This window comes from Myxococcus xanthus, from assembly GCF_013116825.1.
GTDB classification, from domain to species: Bacteria; Myxococcota; Myxococcia; order Myxococcales; family Myxococcaceae; genus Myxococcus; species Myxococcus xanthus_B.
On sequence record NZ_JABFNS010000027.1, the window covers coordinates 1 to 18,750 of the forward strand.

At 68.0% G+C, this 18,750-nt stretch carries 16 protein-coding genes; 8 read left to right on the forward strand and 8 right to left on the reverse strand.

Annotated elements, in window-relative coordinates; all coding sequences use genetic code 11:
• Positions 1-9: 9 nt before the first annotated feature.
• Positions 10-501 (reverse strand): hypothetical protein, encoded by a 492-nt coding sequence (locus tag HNV26_RS38305; RefSeq protein ID WP_253816415.1) that lies wholly within the window; start codon positions 499-501, stop codon positions 10-12.
• Positions 498-869: a hypothetical protein gene (locus tag HNV26_RS10215; protein WP_171445546.1), complete on the reverse strand. Its 372-nt coding sequence runs from the start codon at positions 867-869 to the stop codon at positions 498-500. The genes HNV26_RS38305 and HNV26_RS10215 overlap by 4 nt, the downstream gene beginning before the upstream one ends.
• 212 nt (positions 870-1,081) lie before the next feature.
• Between HNV26_RS10215 and HNV26_RS10220 the strand changes: the two genes are divergently transcribed.
• From HNV26_RS10220 to HNV26_RS10230, 3 genes are all read left to right on the forward strand, one after another.
• Positions 1,082-1,756, forward strand: a complete 675-nt coding sequence (locus HNV26_RS10220; protein ID WP_253816416.1) for a lipid-binding SYLF domain-containing protein — start codon at positions 1,082-1,084, stop codon at positions 1,754-1,756.
• Positions 1,757-1,778: 22 nt separating this feature from the next.
• Entirely contained in the window at positions 1,779-2,999 is a 1,221-nt protein-coding gene (locus tag HNV26_RS38310) for a lipid-binding SYLF domain-containing protein (protein ID WP_253816417.1), read from the forward strand.
• A 149-nt stretch (positions 3,000-3,148) separates the two neighbouring features.
• A complete protein-coding gene (locus HNV26_RS10230) occupies positions 3,149-4,240 on the forward strand; it encodes a hypothetical protein (protein ID WP_366816830.1) in 1,092 nt (363 codons plus the stop codon).
• A 302-nt stretch (positions 4,241-4,542) separates the two neighbouring features.
• On the opposite strand, the gene HNV26_RS10235 is transcribed toward HNV26_RS10230, so the two are convergent.
• Positions 4,543-5,952, reverse strand: a complete 1,410-nt coding sequence (locus HNV26_RS10235) for a flavin monoamine oxidase family protein (protein WP_171441827.1) — start codon at positions 5,950-5,952, stop codon at positions 4,543-4,545.
• 31 nt (positions 5,953-5,983) lie between these two features.
• Positions 5,984-7,147 (reverse strand): YcaO-like family protein, encoded by a 1,164-nt coding sequence (locus tag HNV26_RS10240; protein WP_366816831.1) that lies wholly within the window; start codon positions 7,145-7,147, stop codon positions 5,984-5,986.
• Positions 7,148-7,232: 85 nt separating this feature from the next.
• Here HNV26_RS10240 and HNV26_RS38315 point away from each other — a divergent pair, with 85 nt between their 5' ends.
• Together HNV26_RS38315 and HNV26_RS38320 are read left to right on the forward strand one after the other, a co-directional pair.
• Complete coding sequence (locus HNV26_RS38315) at positions 7,233-7,391, forward strand: hypothetical protein (RefSeq protein ID WP_253816432.1); 159 nt, start codon at positions 7,233-7,235, stop codon at positions 7,389-7,391.
• A gap of 311 nt (positions 7,392-7,702) precedes the next feature.
• Positions 7,703-7,957, forward strand: a complete 255-nt coding sequence (locus HNV26_RS38320) for a hypothetical protein (protein ID WP_253816419.1) — start codon at positions 7,703-7,705, stop codon at positions 7,955-7,957.
• A gap of 30 nt (positions 7,958-7,987) precedes the next feature.
• On the opposite strand, the gene HNV26_RS38930 is transcribed toward HNV26_RS38320, so the two are convergent.
• Positions 7,988-8,110 carry a hypothetical protein gene (locus tag HNV26_RS38930; protein ID WP_301338470.1) on the reverse strand — a complete coding sequence of 41 codons (123 nt, stop codon included), beginning with the start codon at positions 8,108-8,110 and terminating at the stop codon, positions 7,988-7,990.
• 395 nt (positions 8,111-8,505) lie between these two features.
• Here HNV26_RS38930 and HNV26_RS10245 point away from each other — a divergent pair, with 395 nt between their 5' ends.
• Positions 8,506-9,054, forward strand: coding sequence for a hypothetical protein (locus HNV26_RS10245; protein ID WP_253816420.1), 549 nt, complete (start codon positions 8,506-8,508; stop codon positions 9,052-9,054).
• On the opposite strand, the gene HNV26_RS10250 is transcribed toward HNV26_RS10245, so the two are convergent.
• Entirely contained in the window at positions 9,000-10,001 is a 1,002-nt protein-coding gene (locus HNV26_RS10250) for an alpha/beta hydrolase (RefSeq protein WP_171441825.1), read from the reverse strand. The genes HNV26_RS10245 and HNV26_RS10250 overlap by 55 nt on opposite strands.
• 638 nt (positions 10,002-10,639) lie before the next feature.
• On the opposite strand from HNV26_RS10250, the gene HNV26_RS10255 reads away from it, so the two are divergent.
• Positions 10,640-11,341: a hypothetical protein gene (locus HNV26_RS10255; protein WP_253816422.1), complete on the forward strand. Its 702-nt coding sequence runs from the start codon at positions 10,640-10,642 to the stop codon at positions 11,339-11,341.
• A 125-nt stretch (positions 11,342-11,466) separates the two neighbouring features.
• Here the strand turns inward: HNV26_RS10255 and HNV26_RS10260 are convergent, their stop codons facing one another.
• Positions 11,467-12,513 (reverse strand): EGF domain-containing protein, encoded by a 1,047-nt coding sequence (locus tag HNV26_RS10260; protein WP_253816423.1) that lies wholly within the window; start codon positions 12,511-12,513, stop codon positions 11,467-11,469.
• Positions 12,514-12,930: 417 nt separating this feature from the next.
• Here HNV26_RS10260 and HNV26_RS10265 point away from each other — a divergent pair, with 417 nt between their 5' ends.
• Positions 12,931-13,254, forward strand: a complete 324-nt coding sequence (locus HNV26_RS10265; protein WP_171441822.1) for a hypothetical protein — start codon at positions 12,931-12,933, stop codon at positions 13,252-13,254.
• Positions 13,255-13,353: 99 nt separating this feature from the next.
• On the opposite strand, the gene HNV26_RS10270 is transcribed toward HNV26_RS10265, so the two are convergent.
• A complete protein-coding gene (locus HNV26_RS10270; protein WP_171441821.1) occupies positions 13,354-18,363 on the reverse strand; it encodes a hypothetical protein in 5,010 nt (1,669 codons plus the stop codon).
• Positions 18,364-18,750: the final 387 nt, after the last annotated feature.

Genomic DNA, 18,750 nt, shown 5'->3' on the forward strand with positions numbered 1-18,750 from the left:
GCCCGGCAATCACCCACCCTTTCGGTCCACCCGCTCCAACTTGCGCCGCGGAGGACCTTCCTCGGGCTCGGGCCGTAACGAGGCCAGCTGCTCGGCCGCCGCGTCCGCCGCCATGTGCCGTACGGTCGCCAGGACTTCTTCGAATCGCCCCGATGCGTCCAAGCGGTCGGCCAGATCCCGCGCCTTTCCCGCCGCACGTGTATATGCGCGACGCTCCAGCGCCGAGGCCGGCAAGAGGGAAGCCGACAGGAAGCCCAGGGCCAGGACCCCAAGTCCCGCCCCCACGGGATGCTCTCGCATCGTCCGCGCTGTCCACGTCTGGGCTCCCACCGCGCGGGAGCGCGCATCGTCTCGCGAGGGAAACTTCTCTCGGAGGCTCCCGGCAACCGCCCGGCCCTTGTCGCGGACCGTCCGCAACGGCGCCAGTCCCCCTTGCGTCTGACCTGGAGCGCCGCCGTTCCGTCCCTCGCGCGCAGCCGTCTTGTTCGCGCTACGTCTCATGACTCAGCCTCCCCTTCCACATCACCTGCACCGCTGGCGCGAAACACCCGCCCCGCGAGCAGGCCTGCCCCCAGCAGTCCCGTGAGCAACAATCCCGGGCGCTGCCGCACGAACTGCCCCGTGCGGTCCAGGAATGCCTCGACGGATTGCTCATCCAGCCGCGAGGAGGCGCCGCGAAACATGCGCTCTCCCGTCTCCAGCATGCGTTGCGATGCCGGGCTCGGTGCACGCCGGGTGGCGCTGCTCAACCCCTCTGCCATGTCCTCCAGCACCGACACGAGCAAGCCCCGCTGGAAGTTCAGGCGCTCCTTCACCCGGCCCCGCGCGTATCCCGTGACCTGTTCGAGCTGCTTCTGCGCAGCTTCCATCCTGGGTGATGCGCGTCGCGCTGGGCCGCGCGAGCGCTTCCTCTCCTTTGTCTTCGTCGAGGCCATGATGTGCGTCCTCCTGACACCGAAGGTAGACACCTCCGCGTCACGTCCGGGCAACCAGACCGCTCACGGCGTGGTCGTTCGCACGCACGTCCCGTGGGTACCTTGCGGGCATGGCCGTCGCCACGTTGATTCATCAGGAGGCGAACATGAAGCCAGAGCAGGAGAAGACGCTGCACGAAGAGGCCGTGGCAACGGTGGACCGCCTGGTGCTCAAGCACCCGGAGCTGAAAAAAGAGCTGGAGCAGGTAGAGGGCTATGCCGTCTTCCCCTCGCTGGGCAGGGCATCGCTGGTCCTCGGCGGCTCATACGGCCACGGCGAGGTCTTCGAGAAGGGCAAGCCGATTGGCTTCGCCACGCTGAGCCAGTTGACCCTCGGAGTCCAGGTGGGCGGACAGACCCTGAGCGAGCTCATCTTCTTCCATGACCGTAATGCCCTTGAAGCGTTCAAGGGAGGAAAGGCGGCCTTCGCCGCCAACGCGTCCGCAGTGCTCGTGAAGGCGGCGGCGTCCGGAACCATCAACTATGCGAAGTGCGTTGCCCACGCCTATTCGCGTGGCGGCATGCTGCTCGAGGCCTCCCTGGGCGGACAGAAGTTCACGTTCATTCCGCGTTCGTCGGACACATCGGAGCGAGGGAACGGCGGCCTGATGCGGCGCTTCCGCAGGCAGGAGTCCTCCGAGGAGAACGGGGCCGATGACACCGGGCAGCAGCCGCGGCTGCAAGCATCGCAGCCCCCTCCTGCCCTGACCACGGGGCTGACGGCTGCCGCCCTGCTGCTCACCCGGATCATCAAGGCGCAGGCCAGTGCTCGCCACGAATGAAGCGCCCATCCGAGACAAACTGGTGAGCCAAGGCCAACGCGCGCTGAAGCTCGCGAGGATGGAGCTGCGCGTCCACCGCAGACTGCATGGTGACGCACGGGCGGCATTGCACCGGCTGGAGGCCCGCTCACCGGCGCTGGCCCAGGCGAGGGCTCGGGCCTACGCCTATGCCGTCTTCCCTTCGCTAGGCCAGGGGAGCGCCGTGCTCGGAGGCACCTGGGGGATGGGCGAGGTCTTCCGTCATGGGCGGCTGGTCGGATACGCGGCGCTGGTCCAGCTGACCGTGGGAGTTCAGCTGGGCGGACAGACATCTTCGGAGGTCGTCCTCTTCGAGGACCAGGAGGCATTCCAACGCTTCAAGCATGGCGGAACGGGACTGGCTCTCAACGCGGCCGCGACCCTGGTCAAGGCAGGCGCGGCGAGGGCGAGGGGCCCGGCTGGCAGCACGACGGTCGCGCTGGCCACGGATGGAGGAATGTGGCTGGGCGCCGCGCTCGGCGCCCAGCGTGCCTTCGTCGTGCCGGCCGTCCTCACCCGCAGCAGTACATTGCGCCGGGTTCTCTCATCCATACCTTCTTTGACACGAGGAACGCCGGCCCCCAATGAGGGCGAAACAAGGGAGAGCGCGATGGCCAAGGCGCAGACGACCAAAACCGGGAGAAAGAGGTTGGGCAAGCTCACCGCGGCCTGGAAGCGCCGCAAGGCCCATGACGAAGAGAAGACAGGCCCCCAGAAGGTGGCCGCTCATACACGCGAGGCCATGCAACGGGTCAGCACCCGAGGGCGCGAGACACTGGAGCATCTGCGAGACCGGGTCCCCAGTGGAGACAGACTCCGTGAGCGAGCAGGCAAGGCACGCGCCTGGGCAGCCGACCAACTGGGTGAACACGCGGTGGCCATCGGGTTGACCACGCTGGCAGCAGGCGTCGCGGGAGCGGCGCTGCTCCCCGTGTCGGACCGGGAGCGCCGCGCGTTGAGCTCCGTGTCCCACAAGGTGCAGGGACTGACCCACTCCCTTGGGGCCAGCCCACGGATTGCGCGGGTGGCCCAGTCCGTGAACGACGCGGTGGCACGCGTCCGCCGCGGTGACGGCGCTTCCACGGAGGAGGAGAAACCCCGCGCCCCCCGCCCCAAGAAAGCCGCGGCGACGCGTGGCAAGAAAGCCGCGGGGAGGCCAGCGGCGGCCGCCAAGACATCGCGCCGTCCCCGGAAGGCCGGCCCTCCGCCCCAGGCCAGCAAGTAGGGACGCAGGCCGTCCGCTCCTTCAGCGCAACACCGGAGCTCCCAGCGGAACGTCTCCTGTTCCGCTGCAGAAGGTGAAATCGGACGAGGCGTTCGGGTGGGGCTGGAGGCCAGCGCATCGTCATTGCTGGCGCACAGGGGGCGCGTAAGGTGACGGGCGAAATGGCCTCCACTCGCGGTATCGCGCTCTCCTGCCTCGTCGTGCTCGGCTTCGTAGCTGCTTGCGGCGACGATTCCACCCCCACCGCTCCACCCGACGCGTCTGCGCCAGAGACGTGCGACAGCGTCGGCGTCGCGCTGTGCGGCGACACCTGTACGAGCATCGAGACCGACCCGGCGCACTGCGGAGGTTGCGACCAGGCGTGCGGGACTGCTGAGGCCTGTGAGGGTGGTGTCTGCGTCGCGCGGTGTCAGATCGGCGACCAGCAGGTCGCCTCCGGAGCAGTGAACTCGGCGAATTCGTGCGAACAGTGCGAGCCGGCGACGTCCGCGACCACGTGGACGCAACGCGCGGACGGGACGCAATGCAACCCGGGACAAGTTTGCTCGGATGGAGTGTGCAGCCCGAAGTGCTTCATCGACGGCATTCTCTACGCCGAGGGTACGCCGAACCCGGCCAATGCCTGCGAAACGTGCTCATCGTCGGCGTCGACGACGAACTGGACGGCGCGCGCAAGCATTCCGCTGCTGAACGGCGGCGACGACATCATGGAGCAAGGCTGGACGACGGTCGCGCAGACGCCGAACACGCTCACGTACGGCGCGGACTACGTTCGCCTCGCGACGTCGACGAACAGCGGCTCGGCGACGAGTGGGCAACTGCTTATCACGCGGGCAGACGCGTTCGACGGAACGAAGCCGTTCAAGCTTCAAGTGACGATGCAGGTCGAATCGGTGAACACGCACAACACGTTCGACAGTGGAGCGGCCATCCTTGGGAGCTTCACGCAGCCGTTTGGCAACACCTTGGATCGTTCGCAGATGCTCTACCTCGACAGCGCGGCGATCGGCTGGGCGGATAACACTCAGTCCGCGGCGTTCTCAGTGACCGACGGCGCGTATCATGTCTACGAGCTCGCGGTGGATGCAGAGAAGGTGGCGACGGTCAGCATCGACGGCGTCGCGAAGCTCACGCGGACCAACTTCACGACGAACGGCGCCCTCGCCATCGGCGACCAGACAAACGATGCGAACGTCGATGGCGCGGTGCGGATCAAGTCGGTCGCGCTGATGTGTCCCTGAGTATCTGCGAAAGAATGGCCCGACGACGAGGGGGGCAGGCCGCGCCGCTGCCCTCAGTCCCGACCTGCAACCCTCGAAGCCTGCCCGACGCTGCCGGTATCTGCGTTCGCACGGCCACCTTTTTTCGCCCCACCCGCGCCCGCCGCGAAAACGGGTTCGGGCCCTCCGCAACCAGCCCCCTCCCCTCCGCGGCCCAGCGCCAGACTGACCGGGCGCGTCACCGTGCTGGCAAGACTCACCAGCACCGAGGAGATCGGGAAGCCGCCCCCACGGCCACTCGCATATCGCTTCCGCGGCCTGAATCAGGCGCCGCGCAGGCCTCCTGCCATGCACGCCCCGCTGGCTCCTGACAGGATTTCAAGGGCGGCGCGTTGGCCAGAGAAGAGAGCCCCCTCCATCCAGCCGGGCATGGGAGAGGTTTGGTCTCCGGCGAAGTGGACGCGGCCTTCGCGCGCTACGAGCGCGTGTCCCCACTGCGTGAGCTGCGTCGGCCGGAACCACGCAAAGGCGCCCCGAGCCCAAGGGTCCAGGTCCCATGCATAGGAGGTTCCGCTCTGCACTTCGGAGGACAGCTCCGGCGCGAACTGGCTCAGGCCCCGCACAGTCATCGCGATGCGCTCCTCCTCGGAGAGAAGGCCCGCCGCGCGGGCGCACGGGCCCACGCAATACGCTTCGAGGATGCCTGACGGCGGTGGTTGTGTCGGTGCGGCGTCGAGGACGTGCATGATGGGGAGGTCCGTCAGCCACCCACTTGACCACCCCCACTCTGTCCAGAGGCGGCGCCGGTATTGGATGAAGGTGCGCACGACGGACGTATGCTCGAGCTCGCGAATCGCCCGCAGCTTGTCCGCCGAGAAGGCGGGGACGAGCTCAACATCACGAAGGACCGAGAACGGAATGGCGCACACGAGCCGCTCCGCTGTGAAAGTCGTGTGTTCTCCCGTGCTGCTGCGGCAATACACGCGGACGGTCCCCTGTTCCTGCGCGATGCGCTTCGCGGCACATCCGAACTGAATCCTTCCACCGAGCGTCTCCGCCAGGGCGGCGGGAAGCCGGTCACTTCCGCCCCTCAAGGTGTAGGCGCTCGAGCCTCCTCTGCCGACAGTCAGCAACTCCCGTCGAAGAACGCCAAGCGCCGAGCTTGCGTCGATGCCATCACCCACGAGGTCAAACCGCCCCAGGCTCACCGCGTCGATGGCCGCTGAAGAAGCGCCCCGTTCCGCGAGCGCCTCACGAAGGGTCAAGCCATCCAGGTGGGTCGCGCCTGGACTGGGCCAGGACGCATGGAAGGGGTCGCCGACAGCCTCCACGAGGGGAGACACGTACCTCCGATAGAGGCCTGAAAGGCCGAGCTGCTGCTCATCCGCCCCAAGGACATACGGGAGGCCTGTGTCATCACCGATGGGGGCCAGGATGCGACGTCCCCGAAGATGGAAGGGCCGCAAGGCCGACGTGTGCGGAACTGGCAGCGGGTCGAGCTCCAGGCCGAGCCTCCTCGCCAAGCCGAGGACCGTCGAGTGCCCGCTGAGGACGTACTTCGCGCCCGCCTCGGCGTACATTCCGTCCAGGAACGGCTGCCGCAGGGTCAAAACCCGGCCACCGACACGAGAGCGTGCCTCGAGCACGACGACATCCCGGCCCGCGAGGACAAGCGCATGCGCTGCCGCCAGTCCCGCGAGGCCCGCGCCCAGAATGATGACGCGTTCGCTCATTCGAGAGGTCGCCTCGCGCGTTCGGTGAGGCTCATGCCAGCGGAAGCAGGTACGGATTCAGCAACCCTCGCCTGAGCTTGAGCGGCGATGAGGGCAGTTGGGGATTGCGCGGGGGCAGGCGGCGCGGCAGCAGCCCACTCCCGAGGCGTAACAGGCTCGGACAGAACGCCAGAGGCTGCGTCCCAAGGACCAGCGCCTGGCAAGTCCGGAACGGAGAGGCCGCCGCCAGCGTGAGATTGATGACCAGGGTGCGCAGCCCATGCTGTCGGAACCTCGTAACGAGCGCCCCCGCCGCGTCGGGGAGCCGAACACGAGGGAGCGCCACCGGGGGACCTTCCAGGAGCAGGTCGACAGCGCTCCGCATCGCGGGGTTCAAGTAGAGCAACGTGATGTCGAGGAGGGAGTCGACGAGCCAGTAGTTCTCCAGGACCGGGGGCCGTCGGAGCGCCTCGAAGTCAATCGGAAGCTCCCGACGCAGGGCCACCGCCTCCGTCAACATTCGCATCTCACGGAGCGCCCGGTGCACGGCCACTGCCGGGTCCCCCGCTGCCGCGGCGGCGAGGAGCGACCCTCCCTTGGGGAACGCTCCCGCTCCTGTCGCTTCGGCGATGAGCGCGATGACGTGCAGGCCGGCGCGACCGGGCAGGTACGAGAAGTGGAGAGTCCAGCCCGCCCCCTTGAAATGACGAAACACCCCCTCATCAATGCCGAGCGTAGCCATGTCGAGGCGCCGCGCCCCTTGACCTCGGTACCAGGCGAGCTGGAGCGCATCGCGCTCTACCACCTCCAGGAGCGCGGACCGCAACGCGGCGTCATCGCTCGTATGCGTCGCGACGCCATTGGATGAGGCACACAGGAAGCGCGGGCCCACGAGCCGTTCGGAAGTCGTGAAGGCCGCGGGAACGAGCAATTGCTCACCGGTCTCCGCATCCGTGGCCCTGACCCAATCCAGTGGCGTGTCCTGGGTGACTGGCGCGTAGGGGAACCCCGGGCTTGCGTACTGCTCCGGCGTGTAGAGGTCCCAATCACGCAGGGGCAGGAAAGGTTGCTCGAGCGCACGCGCCGGAGTCGCGCAGACGTCGGGCACACGAAGGAGCGACGAGGCACGCTCGATGGCCTCTGCTCGCGCGGTCAGCCTCCGCTCCTCCAGGGATGCTCCGACGCCCACCTGGGCCAGGAAATGTCCTGACACCACGGGACGACCTCGTTTCCGAAGACGCAGGGTGGCGGCGCCCCAGGTCAGGGTGACAATGGGAGGCTCCCCCCTCCTGCCACGGACCGTGGCTTCGCGCGTCGTGATTCCCACGCGCCCCAGCGCGGCACCGGCCATCCGCGAGCCCTCCAGCCTGCCGATGCGCTTCGCCGCGCCCCTGTTCGCGGAGCACGGGCATCCCGCCGCGGGTCGGGACCGGATGCGTCTGGCGTCTGCCCGCCCGTAGGCCCCCTCTGTCCAGGCACGCGCATCGAGGGAATGTGGCTTCATGGCTTGCCGGAGGGCGGTCAGCTCGGCTGCCCCCAGCGCAATCACGGCGCGGCGAGGGAGCGCATTCGCCACGGCGGCGGCCTCATCGGGCGCATCCGCGCTCTGGACCTCCCAGAGCAGACCACAGGCGATACACACACCACTGCCAGCGCTTCGCCAACGTGTGGCGCTCAGTTGGATGAGGGGTCCGCTGTGCTCGGAAATGTCGGCCGTGCGAAGAGGTCCCAGTCGCAGCCTGCCGGTGATTCCCAATGCCTTGCGGAGGGCGTGCTCGTCCATCCAACGTGGAGCGCCTCTCCCCAGCGCCCCTTCCTCTTCGAGCCGCGCCCCGAGCTCCCTGGCTCCGGCAGGGTCGACGCCCGCCTTCACCAGCGCGCGGACGACCGCGGCGTGCCCTCCGCGGCGAACGTCTCCGAGGATGGAGACGAGAAGAGCAAAGGGGAGGCCCCGTATCTCCATCAGCGCCCTGCGGGTCTGAAGGACGGAGATTCCCCTCGCCATTTCGAGGAGCACGACGCCTGATTGAACGCCCATGTCGTGCCCGGGACGACGCTACTTCGAGATGTGGGAAATGTTGGACACGTTGGTTTCAAATGCCTTGAGCGCGGACACCTTCAGAACGCGCACCGTGACCTTGAAAGTCTTTGCACGCTTCGTACGAGCAGGCTTCTTCATGTTCGGCCTCCCTGGGTGAGCGAGAAGTGTCCCCTCAAGCCAGACTTCGAGTCAACAACATGCCAGGGCACTTCCGATTGTGATGGGAATTGCCGTGGCCCACACAGGAGATGGGCCTACCTGTCAGAGCGCGACACCCTGAGACCTGACAATCCATTTCCATGTCGAGCTGACCTCAGGTCAATCCACGTCCGTGCAGCCCTCACCCAGGCGCTGCGTCGCTTCGAATTCCGCACCCTCAAACACCACCGCCTTGAGTGACTGGCTTCCGGCCCTGCTTCCGCGAAGCGAAGCCGCGATGAACACGGGACGACATGTCCCTCGGAGACATCGCAACCGCGCTCACCTTCGCACGGGCGGCGCGGCACAGCGGCGACCGCGATAGGGGCTGAATCGTGCTCGGTGGATTCTCGCATGACGGAGCGCTCGCCTACGCGTATGCCGCCGCCAACGGCCGCCACGTGTCGGCGGTCGCCGTGCTCGACGCCAACTGCGACGTCACGGCATTGCGCGAGTCGTCCGAGGACAGCGTGAGCGCGTGGTTCGCCAGCGCGCCGCCACACCCGTCGCTGCGTGAGACCGTGGAACTCGACGAAGTCTGGTGCGGGACGACACCCAGGCCCGAGCTCTCGGGCATCCGCGTCCCGTTGTTCTACCTCGGTGCCGCTGGTGCGTTCGGCGACTCCGGGCTGCATTCGACGCCCCGGGTGTCATCGACGGATGTCACGGCGCTCTTCGTCCGCCGCTTCGGTCCGGAGCGAATGGCCGAGGACTTCGGCCATGGCGACCTCCTGTACGCCGCGGATGCACCGACGCTCGGCTCGCGCGGGTGGCAACGGGAGCCCTTCGCATCGGACGAAGGGCTCCATCACCTGAAGTGCCGTTGGGCTTACGGCCCGTCAAGCACGGCCAACATGCGCGGCAGCACGTCGAAGAACGCGTAGTTCCAGCAACTGAAGTTGTGCCCGCCGTCACAACCGAAGGGCTTCTGGCCGGGCGCGGGGCGGCCATACATCTCGTAGTGGTGCGGCACGCCCGCGGCATTCAGCGCATGGTGGAACCGGTCCGTGGACGCCCCCGGGACGCGTTCGAGCACATCCCCATCCCAGATGCCCGACCCCGCATACAAGGCGACGGCCACGCCCCGCAGAGACGCCGCGCGCGGAATGGGGTTGTTCATGTTCCAGGCCTGGTCGAAGGGCCAGAAGGGAGAGCCGAACGCCCCATCCGGGTTCTGCAGCCACCGTGTCCCCTCCTCCGTGATGGTGGCGCGGATGGCGGCGTCCCCCAGGTCCAGCGCCCCCGAGAAACTGGCCGCATAGGCAAACAGGTCGGGGCGCCGCGCGGCGTAGCTGATGGCCCCGAAGCCGCCCATGGACAGCCCCGCGATGGCGCGGCCCCGCTTGTACGCCAGCGTGCGCAGGTTCTGGTCCACCCACGGAATGAGCTGGTTGAGGTGGAACTCCTCCCACGCCTGATTCACCCCGCGAGGGAAGACCCAGTTCGTGTACCAACCGACCTTGCCGCCATCCGGCATGATGGTGATGACGGGCATGTTCTCGGTAATCGCATACGCCGCACCGAACTCCACCCACTGAGCCGAGTTCGCACCTCCTCCCCCGTGCAACAGGTAGACCGTGGGGTAACGCACGCCCGGGTTGTTGTAATACCCCGTCGGCAGGAGCACCCGAACGTGGTGGCGTGGATCATAGACCGCGTGAGGCGCGATCAGCGGCGTGGAGATTTCCACGTCGATGAGCCTATCCGTGATGTGCCGCACCGCATGAACCGTGATGCCATGCCCCGAATAGAAGTTCGGCGCGAGCGAGGCATCGGATGCCTCCGCGCGGCCTGGCACTCCGATGAACAGGGCGACCAACAAGACTCCCACGAGTCTGCGTGCAGCACGGGCGTGAGACTCGCGTCGTTCAAGAGCGGCGCTGGAAACAAAGACGTCCTGGGGCAGCAATCTGCGCATCCTCTGACCTCGGAGAGTAGGTGGGGCGTCAACGGGCTCTTCATCCGCCAATGACAGGTGCGACGCTAAAGGGCGTATCTGACCATGGCAACGCACACGTTGGAGCGACCGCGTCATTCCCTGGCGAGGGCCGCTGAGGCTGTGTCTTTCCCGCGACTGTGGACGCGCGCTGTCCATTCAATCCATCCGGTGGCGACTCACGTCATCCCGGAAGGCCCACCCTCGAAAGACGGAGGCCTCGAACAGGACACAGCTGCGCCCTCGCCCAAATCGCCCTCCCCCACGCAACTCCGTGCGCAGATGAAGGACAATTCGCACAAAGGCATGAAGGAACGCACCTCATGCCTCAAACCAGGGGGGTCTACATCATGGGTACGATCACAAGGGTAACGACGACGTTGTTGAAGCAAGGCGCACGAGGAGTGCTCCACGCCGGCGGCCACAGGGCACCGCCCCGCGTGCTGCCGCAAGTCGCCCATCACTCCACCAAGGCACCAAGCCCGTCTCAGATTGCGAGCGAGACACGGGCGCGGAACAACAGCCTGGACCTGATGAGCGACATCATGGATGCCATGGATCGCCGGGATGGTGGCAACAACGCGGCCATGCCACGTATCAAGCCGGATGTGCCGCTGTCGCGCCGTGAGAACTTCGCGTTCGACGCCATCCAGCCGGGGTACGGAACGTCGAAGTCCGCCATCGACAAGCACGGCAAACTCCAGCCCGCGGGCGACAGCGTCACCACCAGCGCCTCCGACCACGTCGATGGCGAAAAGTCCATCAAGGCGAAGACGCCGTATACGTCCTTCAGCGGCCCGCCGGTGGGCGTGGACGGCACGGCCACGGGGCCCCTGGTCGACAACCCGCTCTACGGCAAGGACCGCATCGTCACCAACCCGGCCAAGGCCCCCAAGAGCGGTGTGGTGCTCGACCAGCTCGACATCCAGCGCGACCTCCGGACGAGCACCAAGCCCGGCTTCGACGAGACCGCGGTGCTGCGCTCCGAGCCACGTCCGCAGCCGCTCTGGCAGCCCACCCCTGAAGAGCGCGCCATCATGCCCCTGGTCGGTGTGGACCCCGAGAAGCCCTCGTTCACGTTTCGCGAACGCGCGATGGTGAACTCGGCGCGGGACAAGGAGTACCTGCTCAAGGGCACCATCCACGAGTTCGACTTCTTCCAGGGGCAGCCGGACGGCTCGCTCAAGCCCCTCTCCAAGCAAGAGGTGATTGACGAAGCCAGGAAGAAGTCCTGAGCCACCGCGCCTCGTCCCATCACCATGCCAGGAGAACCCCACCCTCGCGACGCCGTATTGCGCCGCGAGGGCGGTGAGCCCGCCAGCCAATGATGTCCTTCAGCGAGCGGCAGCGTCGGTCCAGGCTACGCCATGACGCAGACGCCCGACGAGCAGGTCTTCGCCGCCGGACAGACAACTCCGCAGGCGCCGCAGTTGCTCTCGTCCGACGACACATCCACGCACTGCGCGCCACACTGCACCCGGGGAGCCGGACAGGAGCCACCCACGCACTCATAGCCACCCGGCGTGTTGACGCACACCTGGCTGGGATTGCACGCGGCAGTCCCGTTCGAGCACTCGTCGATGTCACTGCACGTCCAACCATTTCCCCAGTAGCCCGGCCTGCAGGTGCAGGTGTAACTTCCCGGCGTGTTCGTGCAAATCGCATTCACCGAACACTGGGCAGTGCCATTCGTGCATTCATTGACGTCCGTACAGACACTGGGCTGCATGCCATTGCAGGTGTACCCCGGCTCCACCCGGCAGGTGCTGCTGCAGCCATCTGACGAAACCCGGTTGCCGTCGTCACACTGCTCCCCATTGTTGATACGGCCATCGCCACACACGGCGCTCACACCTCCGCCCGTATCCTCCACCGCGTCCAAGCCGAACAACGAGGCAACCCCACTGCGCAGCCTCACATAGCGGTACGGCGTGGCGTTGCTGAATGGCACCAGCGTGGAGTGGGTCCCGAGCCCCAGGTCCAGCAGGTTCGCCTGTCCCGTGCTGATGATGCTCATGTCCCCACGAAGGAACTCCACCTGGGCGATGACCGCCAGCGAAAGGCCCTGGTAGTAGACGCGCAGCGGCCCTGTGCCCTCTTCGCCCAGGCCCATGTCCAGAACGATGGAACCGCCAAGAAGTCCCAGGAAACTCGCGGCGTTCCCATCCGGTGCGCCCACGGCGTTGTTCGGATTGAGGACGGCGATGACACCGCTTTGGACGACTGCGTCGGCATAACGGTCACCGGCCATCGCCGACACCGAGTCCGATGACGACTCACCGTCCACCGGTGCCTCTTCGGAAACCACGGATTCGTCCTCCAACTCAAAACCGCACGCGCTCATCATGCCGAACGCCAGGGCCGCACTCAGCATTCGCCACATGGGGGCCACTCGACTGACCTTCATTGTCTTGCTCCAATCCGCTTGGACTTGGGGATGGCGGTCCGACGTGAGGACTGTCACGCCGGATAACCGCCACAACAATGAACGCACGAATTCCATTTTCAGCTTTAAAGGCACGCACTCCGAATCCAGAACGCGTGTGCCATTGGACAGCTTTTCCTCCAGGTATCGCCGCGTCGACCGCAAGGCGACACCCACCCTGGACACGAAGGCTGCGACTCCTGTCCCAGCACGAGGCGGCCTTCTCGATTCTCGGGAGTGAAGAGAAAAGACAGCGGCGGCGCGCCTCCTCAATCCCAACCGCGAAGTTGCACGCGGCCGCCCGCGACGCCTCCGCTCCCACGTCTGTGGGGCGTTGATGGCCCGCGCCATTCGCCTATCGTATACTTGGGGAAACGCCTCTCCCTTTCCCAAGGTCCCATGCGACTGTCACTGATGAGCCTGCTCTGCCTCCTGTTCTCCGCTGGCTGCGGAGACGATACGTCCCATCTACCGAATTCCTCGCTCGCGGCCTGCTCCTTCACTGACGCGTGCGCGAACGCCGACGAGGAGTGCTACGTCAGCCAGGTCTGTGGCCCGCCCGCCCCTGACGAAGAGCTCTACTGCCAGGCGGAGAAGGGCGACCGCCAGTGTCACCGCCGCTGCCAGGACGATGACGCCTGCGGCCCCGGCGAGACCTGCAGGACAGTCGAATGGGTCAAACGAACGGACATGCTGACCACGACCACCCTTTGCTTCAAGTAGCCGGCGCAACCATCCCGTGGCGGTGGCGCATCTGCAGTTGAAGACGTCGACGGGGGACTTCGCCTGCCCCGCGACAGAGGCAGGTCGCCACCCGCGCGCTCAATCCCAACCGCGAAGCTGGACGCGGACCCGACGCACGAGCATTTCCCACTCCTGACGCTTCAACGTCGTCAGGACGCGCCCGCCAATGAGTGTGAGCCCGGTGAGCGTCATCACCAGGAAGCCGATGCGGTGGTCCCTCAGTCCTGCGTCGAGCAGTGTGGCCGCGACGTCCAGCGTGAGGAACAGGGTCCCCAACGCCAGGTAAGCGCGAATCTGGAACACCATGCCCGCCACCACGCCGAGCAGACACACCCCGCCGAAGACGAGCGCATACGTGCCGTCGGGAGACTGGCCCACCTGGACCGCGATTCGCGCCGCCGCGGGCACATACAGCAACAAGCCCCCGAGGATTCGCACCGTGTTGCGCGCGGCGTGCGGCAGGCTCTCCGCGAAGAGCTGGCCCAGCATCAACAACAGCAACCCCATGGGCGCCAGGTAGATCTCCAAACCCTCCAGGCCAAAGGCCAGCGCGGAGATGAGCAGCGCGAAGTTGCACGCGGCCGCGGCGAACGCACCGAACAGCCGGCTGCGCTCCACCGCGCCCAGCGTCGCGTACAGGAGTCCGGAGCCCCCCGCGAGCAGCGCCGCCTCCTGCGTCGCCTCGCCTGGCAGCACCAGCGCCATGCCCACGGGCAGCAGTGCCGCGAAGCGCCGGGTGGCCGCCTCCACGGGCTGTACGCCCGCCCGCCGGGCCAGCACCGTCACGCCCACCAGGATGAAGCCCAGGGCCAGCGCGAAGAATGCGTCGTGCTCGGCGCGCAGGCCCGGCGCATACAGATTGCGCACCAGGGCGTAGACGCCAACCACCGCGGTCTGCACGAAGTAGACGTGCCGGCCGGTGTGCTGGCTCCAAGCGCAGTGCAGCGCCACCAGCACCAGGATGCCAATGGAGGCGATGGCCAGCGGAAGAGCGCCGTCGACGGCGGAGCCCCCCACCGCCAGGGCCACGAGCATCAACCCACTCACCACGAACCCTGTGTCACGTCCCCACGACAGGCCGCCCGCGACGTCCGGCCGGCGCCTCCGCACCCACGCCTGGGCGACATGGAGGGCCAGCACGCCCACGGAGGCGGCCAGGGACAGGGCCGCGCCATGGAGGATGAAGAGCGCGCCATAACCCAGCCACGGGCCGCCCAGACTCGCGCGAATCGAAAGGAAGCCCATGAGTGAGGCGACAAAAGTGCCGCCCGCCACCCAGGCCCCCAGCGTCGCGACGAGCGAGGCGAGCGTGCCCTTCCACTGGAAAGCCGCCACGAGCATCGAGGCGGCGACGAGCGCCAGTGTCACAGGCAACGCGGGAGAGACCATCCAGCTCCCGCCCATGCTCAACAGCATCTCCCCCAGGAGGTTGAGCGCGGCGAGCGTCGACGACGGCGTTCCATTCGTCGCCAACGCGTACACGAGCGCTGCCAACAGATAGATGGCGCTGGCCTGGTGGATGCGCATGCGAGCGGCGCTCTCGGACAAGCCCCTGCGCCGGACGATCCACGGCCCCAGCGTCACCACCGCCAGCCCCACCAGCGCGAGCGCCGGGCCGGGCCACACCCCGAAGGCCTCCTCACGGTGCGCCAACGCGTGGACCAGCAGAAGGATGCTCGCGCCAAGCACACCGCGCCCCTGCGCCCTGGCCCCTCCGAGGAACAGCACCAGACCAGCGATGCAGACCAGGCCTGCCGCCGTGAGCCCAGGCTGGAAGAGGGCCGCGACGAAGACCATGCCCACACTGATGACCGAATGGCGCCGCAACAGGCGCTGGAAGGAATCGGGCAGCCCCCGGAGCGAGGCAGCGGCATAGACGAGCCCCACGGCGGCGATGCCCACGAAAGCCCGCTGCCACAGCAGGAACTCCGTGTCTCCTGGTGCGAGCCACGCGTCCTTATCAAGCCAGTGCAGGGACTCGGCGCCGATGCGCACCCACCTGCCTTCGGGCGACCACGCGTGCGCGAGCCTGGGCCCGAGCAGCGACTGCCTCGCGCCCCAGAGCGCCGCACCGGGCAGCCCGAGCCAGAGCCCCACGCTCGCGAGCCGCACCGAGCGCGCGGACACGGAGAGCAGCAACATCAACACCGCGGGCCCCAGCAACATCATGGGCGGAATGAGAGCCAGCGCACGGGTCGGCCGAGGCAGGCCGACGAGGAGCGCGCCTTTCAGGAGCACACATGCCAGGACCGCCACGCCGAGATGGGGAACCCAGTGGTAGAGCTTGCCGTGACGAGGCTTCTCCAGAAGCCCGGCGACCCAGGGCCCGAAGCGCCGTGCCGCCAGCGCGACGCCCCAGAGCGCGATGCCGATGAGCGAGGTCCGCAGAGCCGCGACGTCCGGGGGCGACGGCCGGCCCGCGCGGTTGAGCAGAGCGGTGAGCGCGATGAGCGCGCCCAGCGACGCGAGCGTCACCACCGAGCCGCGCAGGTGCCAGGCCTCGAATCCGCGCGACACGAAGGCCACCAGCGCGACCAGGAGGAGCAGACCGGCCGCGAGCAGACACGCGGCGCGCTCGGCATCCGTGGGCCTGGCCAGCCACCCGGCCAGCGTGAGCGCGGCGATGACCGTCTGCACCAGCGCCGCCGTGGCGAAACCATCCGTGAAGAGCGACAACCCCCGCGCACCGAGCGGCAGCCTGAAGAGGTCGAACATCCTCCGCCCCTCGCGCCCGGCAGCGGCGTCCGCGGCATCCATCGAAGTGCGGCCGCGCAGCGCGGAGAAGGCCGCGAAGGCGAGCGCCAATGATGCGGCGACCACGGCGGCTCGCGGGGATGCGAAGTCGGAGACGGTGCCCATCATCTGGGAGACCGCGAGCGCGAGCCCCGAGGCCGCGAGGAACCCGACGAGCCTGCTGCCATCCCGCCGGACACGCAGCAGCAACCAGGCCGTGACCACGGCCGTGGGAAGCGCGGAGAGCACACTGGCTGACAACCCCGTGGCTGACACGAGCAGGTCCGGAGCGCTTGGAGAGGAATCCACGGCCAGGAGGACTCCCGCCGCGGCCAGGCTGAGGGCGAGGTCATCCAGGGGCAGCAGCCCGTCCCGTCGCGCCCCAGGCTGCGCCCACGCGCCCTGCACGAGCCCCGCGACACCGTACAGCCCACTCACGAGCGCGAAGACCGCCAGCCGGCCCCAGCTTCCCTCCAACGCCGGGCTCCCCTCGGCGAAGGCGAGCACTCCGAAGAGAAGGCCCACGCCGCCCAGGTAGTGCAGGCCCCGCCAGCGCCAGCCGGCTGCAAGGTGCGCGGCCCCAGCGATGACCAGCCCCGTCAGCACCTGGGGCCACGGAGAGGCGGCGCTGCCCACCTGGCGCACCAGGGGCATTGCCACCAGCGCCCCAAGGAGGGTCCAGGCGAGCAGGCGGATACGCAGTCCCGGAAAGGCACTCCAACGCGCCAGGAGCATCAAGCCCGCGGTCGCCACCGTACCGCCGAATACCCACCAGCCCGGCTCCGTCGGCGCCTGCGTGCGCGCGAACAAGGCTCCGGCGAGGAGCGTCGTCATCACCATGAGGTGGACCAGAGCCCGCCGCCGTGGCTCCAGCAGGAAGAAGACACCCGCCGCGATGAGTGGCGCGAGCGCCGAGGCGAGGTCGACCTGGAAGTCCCCTCCGGGCACGCTGGAGAACGCGCCCAGCGCGCCCAGGACCGCGCCACTGGCGAGCACCGCGTAGGCCACAATCTCCAGCACCGGACTCACGCGCGGATGGGCCTCACGCGCGGCGTTGGTGGTCGCGGCCACGGCGATGACGGTGGCCAATGCCTGGGCCCACAGCGTGAGGCCCGCGAACAGGGCGCCACCTGGCTCCAGCGCGTCGAAGCCCGACGGAGCGCTCGCCACACAGAAGACGGCGAGCCACAGCGCGCCATGGAGCGCGGCGCTCGCGCTGACGAGCGCCGTGTTTCCCTCCGTCGCCTTCCGTGCGCGCCACACCGTGGCGGTCAGGGCCATGACACCCACGGAGGCACAGAGCGTGCGCAGCCAGGGCGCGTCCTCGAGCGCCATCAGTGGAAGCCCCGCGAGCAGGGAGGGCAGGAGCGCCAACCCCAGGGCCGCGGCGGAAGTGCCATGCAGCAGCCGTCCCGCCGACCTCAGCGGCACCATGCCCAGCGCTGCGACGCCAAGCGCCACGGCGGCCCCCAGCCCAGGTGACAGGGCGAACAACGACGACAGCGCGATGAAGGCCACGGGGAGCAACGCGACGCCAATACCCGAGAGCACGCGCCCCACCGGCATGGAGCGCCGGGACAGGAGCACACCGAGCCCGATGAAGGCCGCGTGGTATCCCCACAGAGCGCCCGTGACGAGGAGCTGGCGCGGAACGCCGCCGAGCGCCTGCCAGGCCTCGCGCACGCCCATGAGCGAGCCGCCCAGCACCAGCATCGCGCCTAGGAACCACCAGATGAACTCCTGGAACCGGGGCGCACTCTCCGGCCGTGCATCGAGTGCCACGACGGCCTCGAGCCCTCCGCTGAGCGGGCCTGAGGCCCCCCGGTCGAAGAACGTCTGCCCGGAATCCAGCGCCGCGCCCAGGTCGTCATCTCCCGCCTCCGAGTCAGGCCGGAGCCCTCGACGCTTGCGCGCTCTCTGCTCCCGCTCCGCCTTCGCGGCTTCGTCCAACGAACGCGCGAGCGCAGCGCCCCAACCCCAGAGCCGCCATTCGCCCCCGTTGCGAAGCGAGGTCGCGACGCCATCGGCCCAGGCTTCCGCGCGGGTCGCCGCGTCCGCGGGAGGGACAGCCACCGCTTCGAAGAAATCCTGGGCGGGAGCCGGCACACCCTCCTCTGCCTTCGGCGTTTCGGGGTGACGGTCGTCTGTGCCCGGCACGAGGGACTCGGCGAGCCGGGTCGCGGTGACGACGTCGATGAGCGCGCTGGCCTGCCAGCCTTCGATGTGACGGCGCAGCGTCTCCCGGACGAGTGCGTCGAGATTCGGCTCGGTGGCGGGAACGAGCGGGGCACCGCACTCCTGACAGATGGCACCCGAGGCCATGTCACGGAGCCGAGCGCAGGCTTGGCAGATCATGATGCGGCAGCATAACCCCAGTCCCGCGAGACCTGCTTCCGGGGAGCATTCCGGCTGACGCAATCCGGTCCAGCGTCCCAACGTCCGTTTCAATGTCGGGCCCCGGTTGCCGCCGTGGATGCACTTCCCCGAGGGAGTCCGGACAACGAGGCCCCCATCGCCCGCGCGCGCCCACGACGTGGCGATTTGCCGCTTGATACCAGCCGCCACACAAATGCGTATCTGACATGAGCGACATCCCCCGTCGAGCACGCTGACACATGCCTCGCGAAGCTCCCGCGTCCTACCCGCCTCTCTGTCGTCGCTCCGGCATGCGAACCCGTGGGCGCTGCTCCTCGTGAAGGAGGAAGGCTCTCCTCTCGCCACCGCCGCCCTCCCCAGCCGACA

Bases quoted from the DNA above. Each gene is read 5' to 3' on its own strand.
- HNV26_RS38305 (WP_253816415.1), bottom strand. From the start codon at position 501: ATGAGACGTAGCGCGAACAAGACGGCTGCGCGCGAGGGACGGAACGGC.
- HNV26_RS10215 (WP_171445546.1), bottom strand. From the start codon at position 869: ATGGAAGCTGCGCAGAAGCAGCTCGAACAGGTCACGGGATACGCGCGG.
- HNV26_RS10220 (WP_253816416.1), top strand. From the start codon at position 1,082: ATGAAGCCAGAGCAGGAGAAGACGCTGCACGAAGAGGCCGTGGCAACG.
- HNV26_RS10235 (WP_171441827.1), bottom strand. From the start codon at position 5,952: ATGAGCGAACGCGTCATCATTCTGGGCGCGGGCCTCGCGGGACTGGCG.
- HNV26_RS38930 (WP_301338470.1), bottom strand. From the start codon at position 8,110: ATGAAGAAGCCTGCTCGTACGAAGCGTGCAAAGACTTTCAAGGTCACG.
- HNV26_RS10255 (WP_253816422.1), top strand. From the start codon at position 10,640: ATGAGCGACATCATGGATGCCATGGATCGCCGGGATGGTGGCAACAAC.
- HNV26_RS10260 (WP_253816423.1), bottom strand. From the start codon at position 12,513: ATGAAGGTCAGTCGAGTGGCCCCCATGTGGCGAATGCTGAGTGCGGCC.
- HNV26_RS10265 (WP_171441822.1), top strand. From the start codon at position 12,931: ATGCGACTGTCACTGATGAGCCTGCTCTGCCTCCTGTTCTCCGCTGGC.
- HNV26_RS10270 (WP_171441821.1), bottom strand. From the start codon at position 18,363: ATGATCTGCCAAGCCTGCGCTCGGCTCCGTGACATGGCCTCGGGTGCC.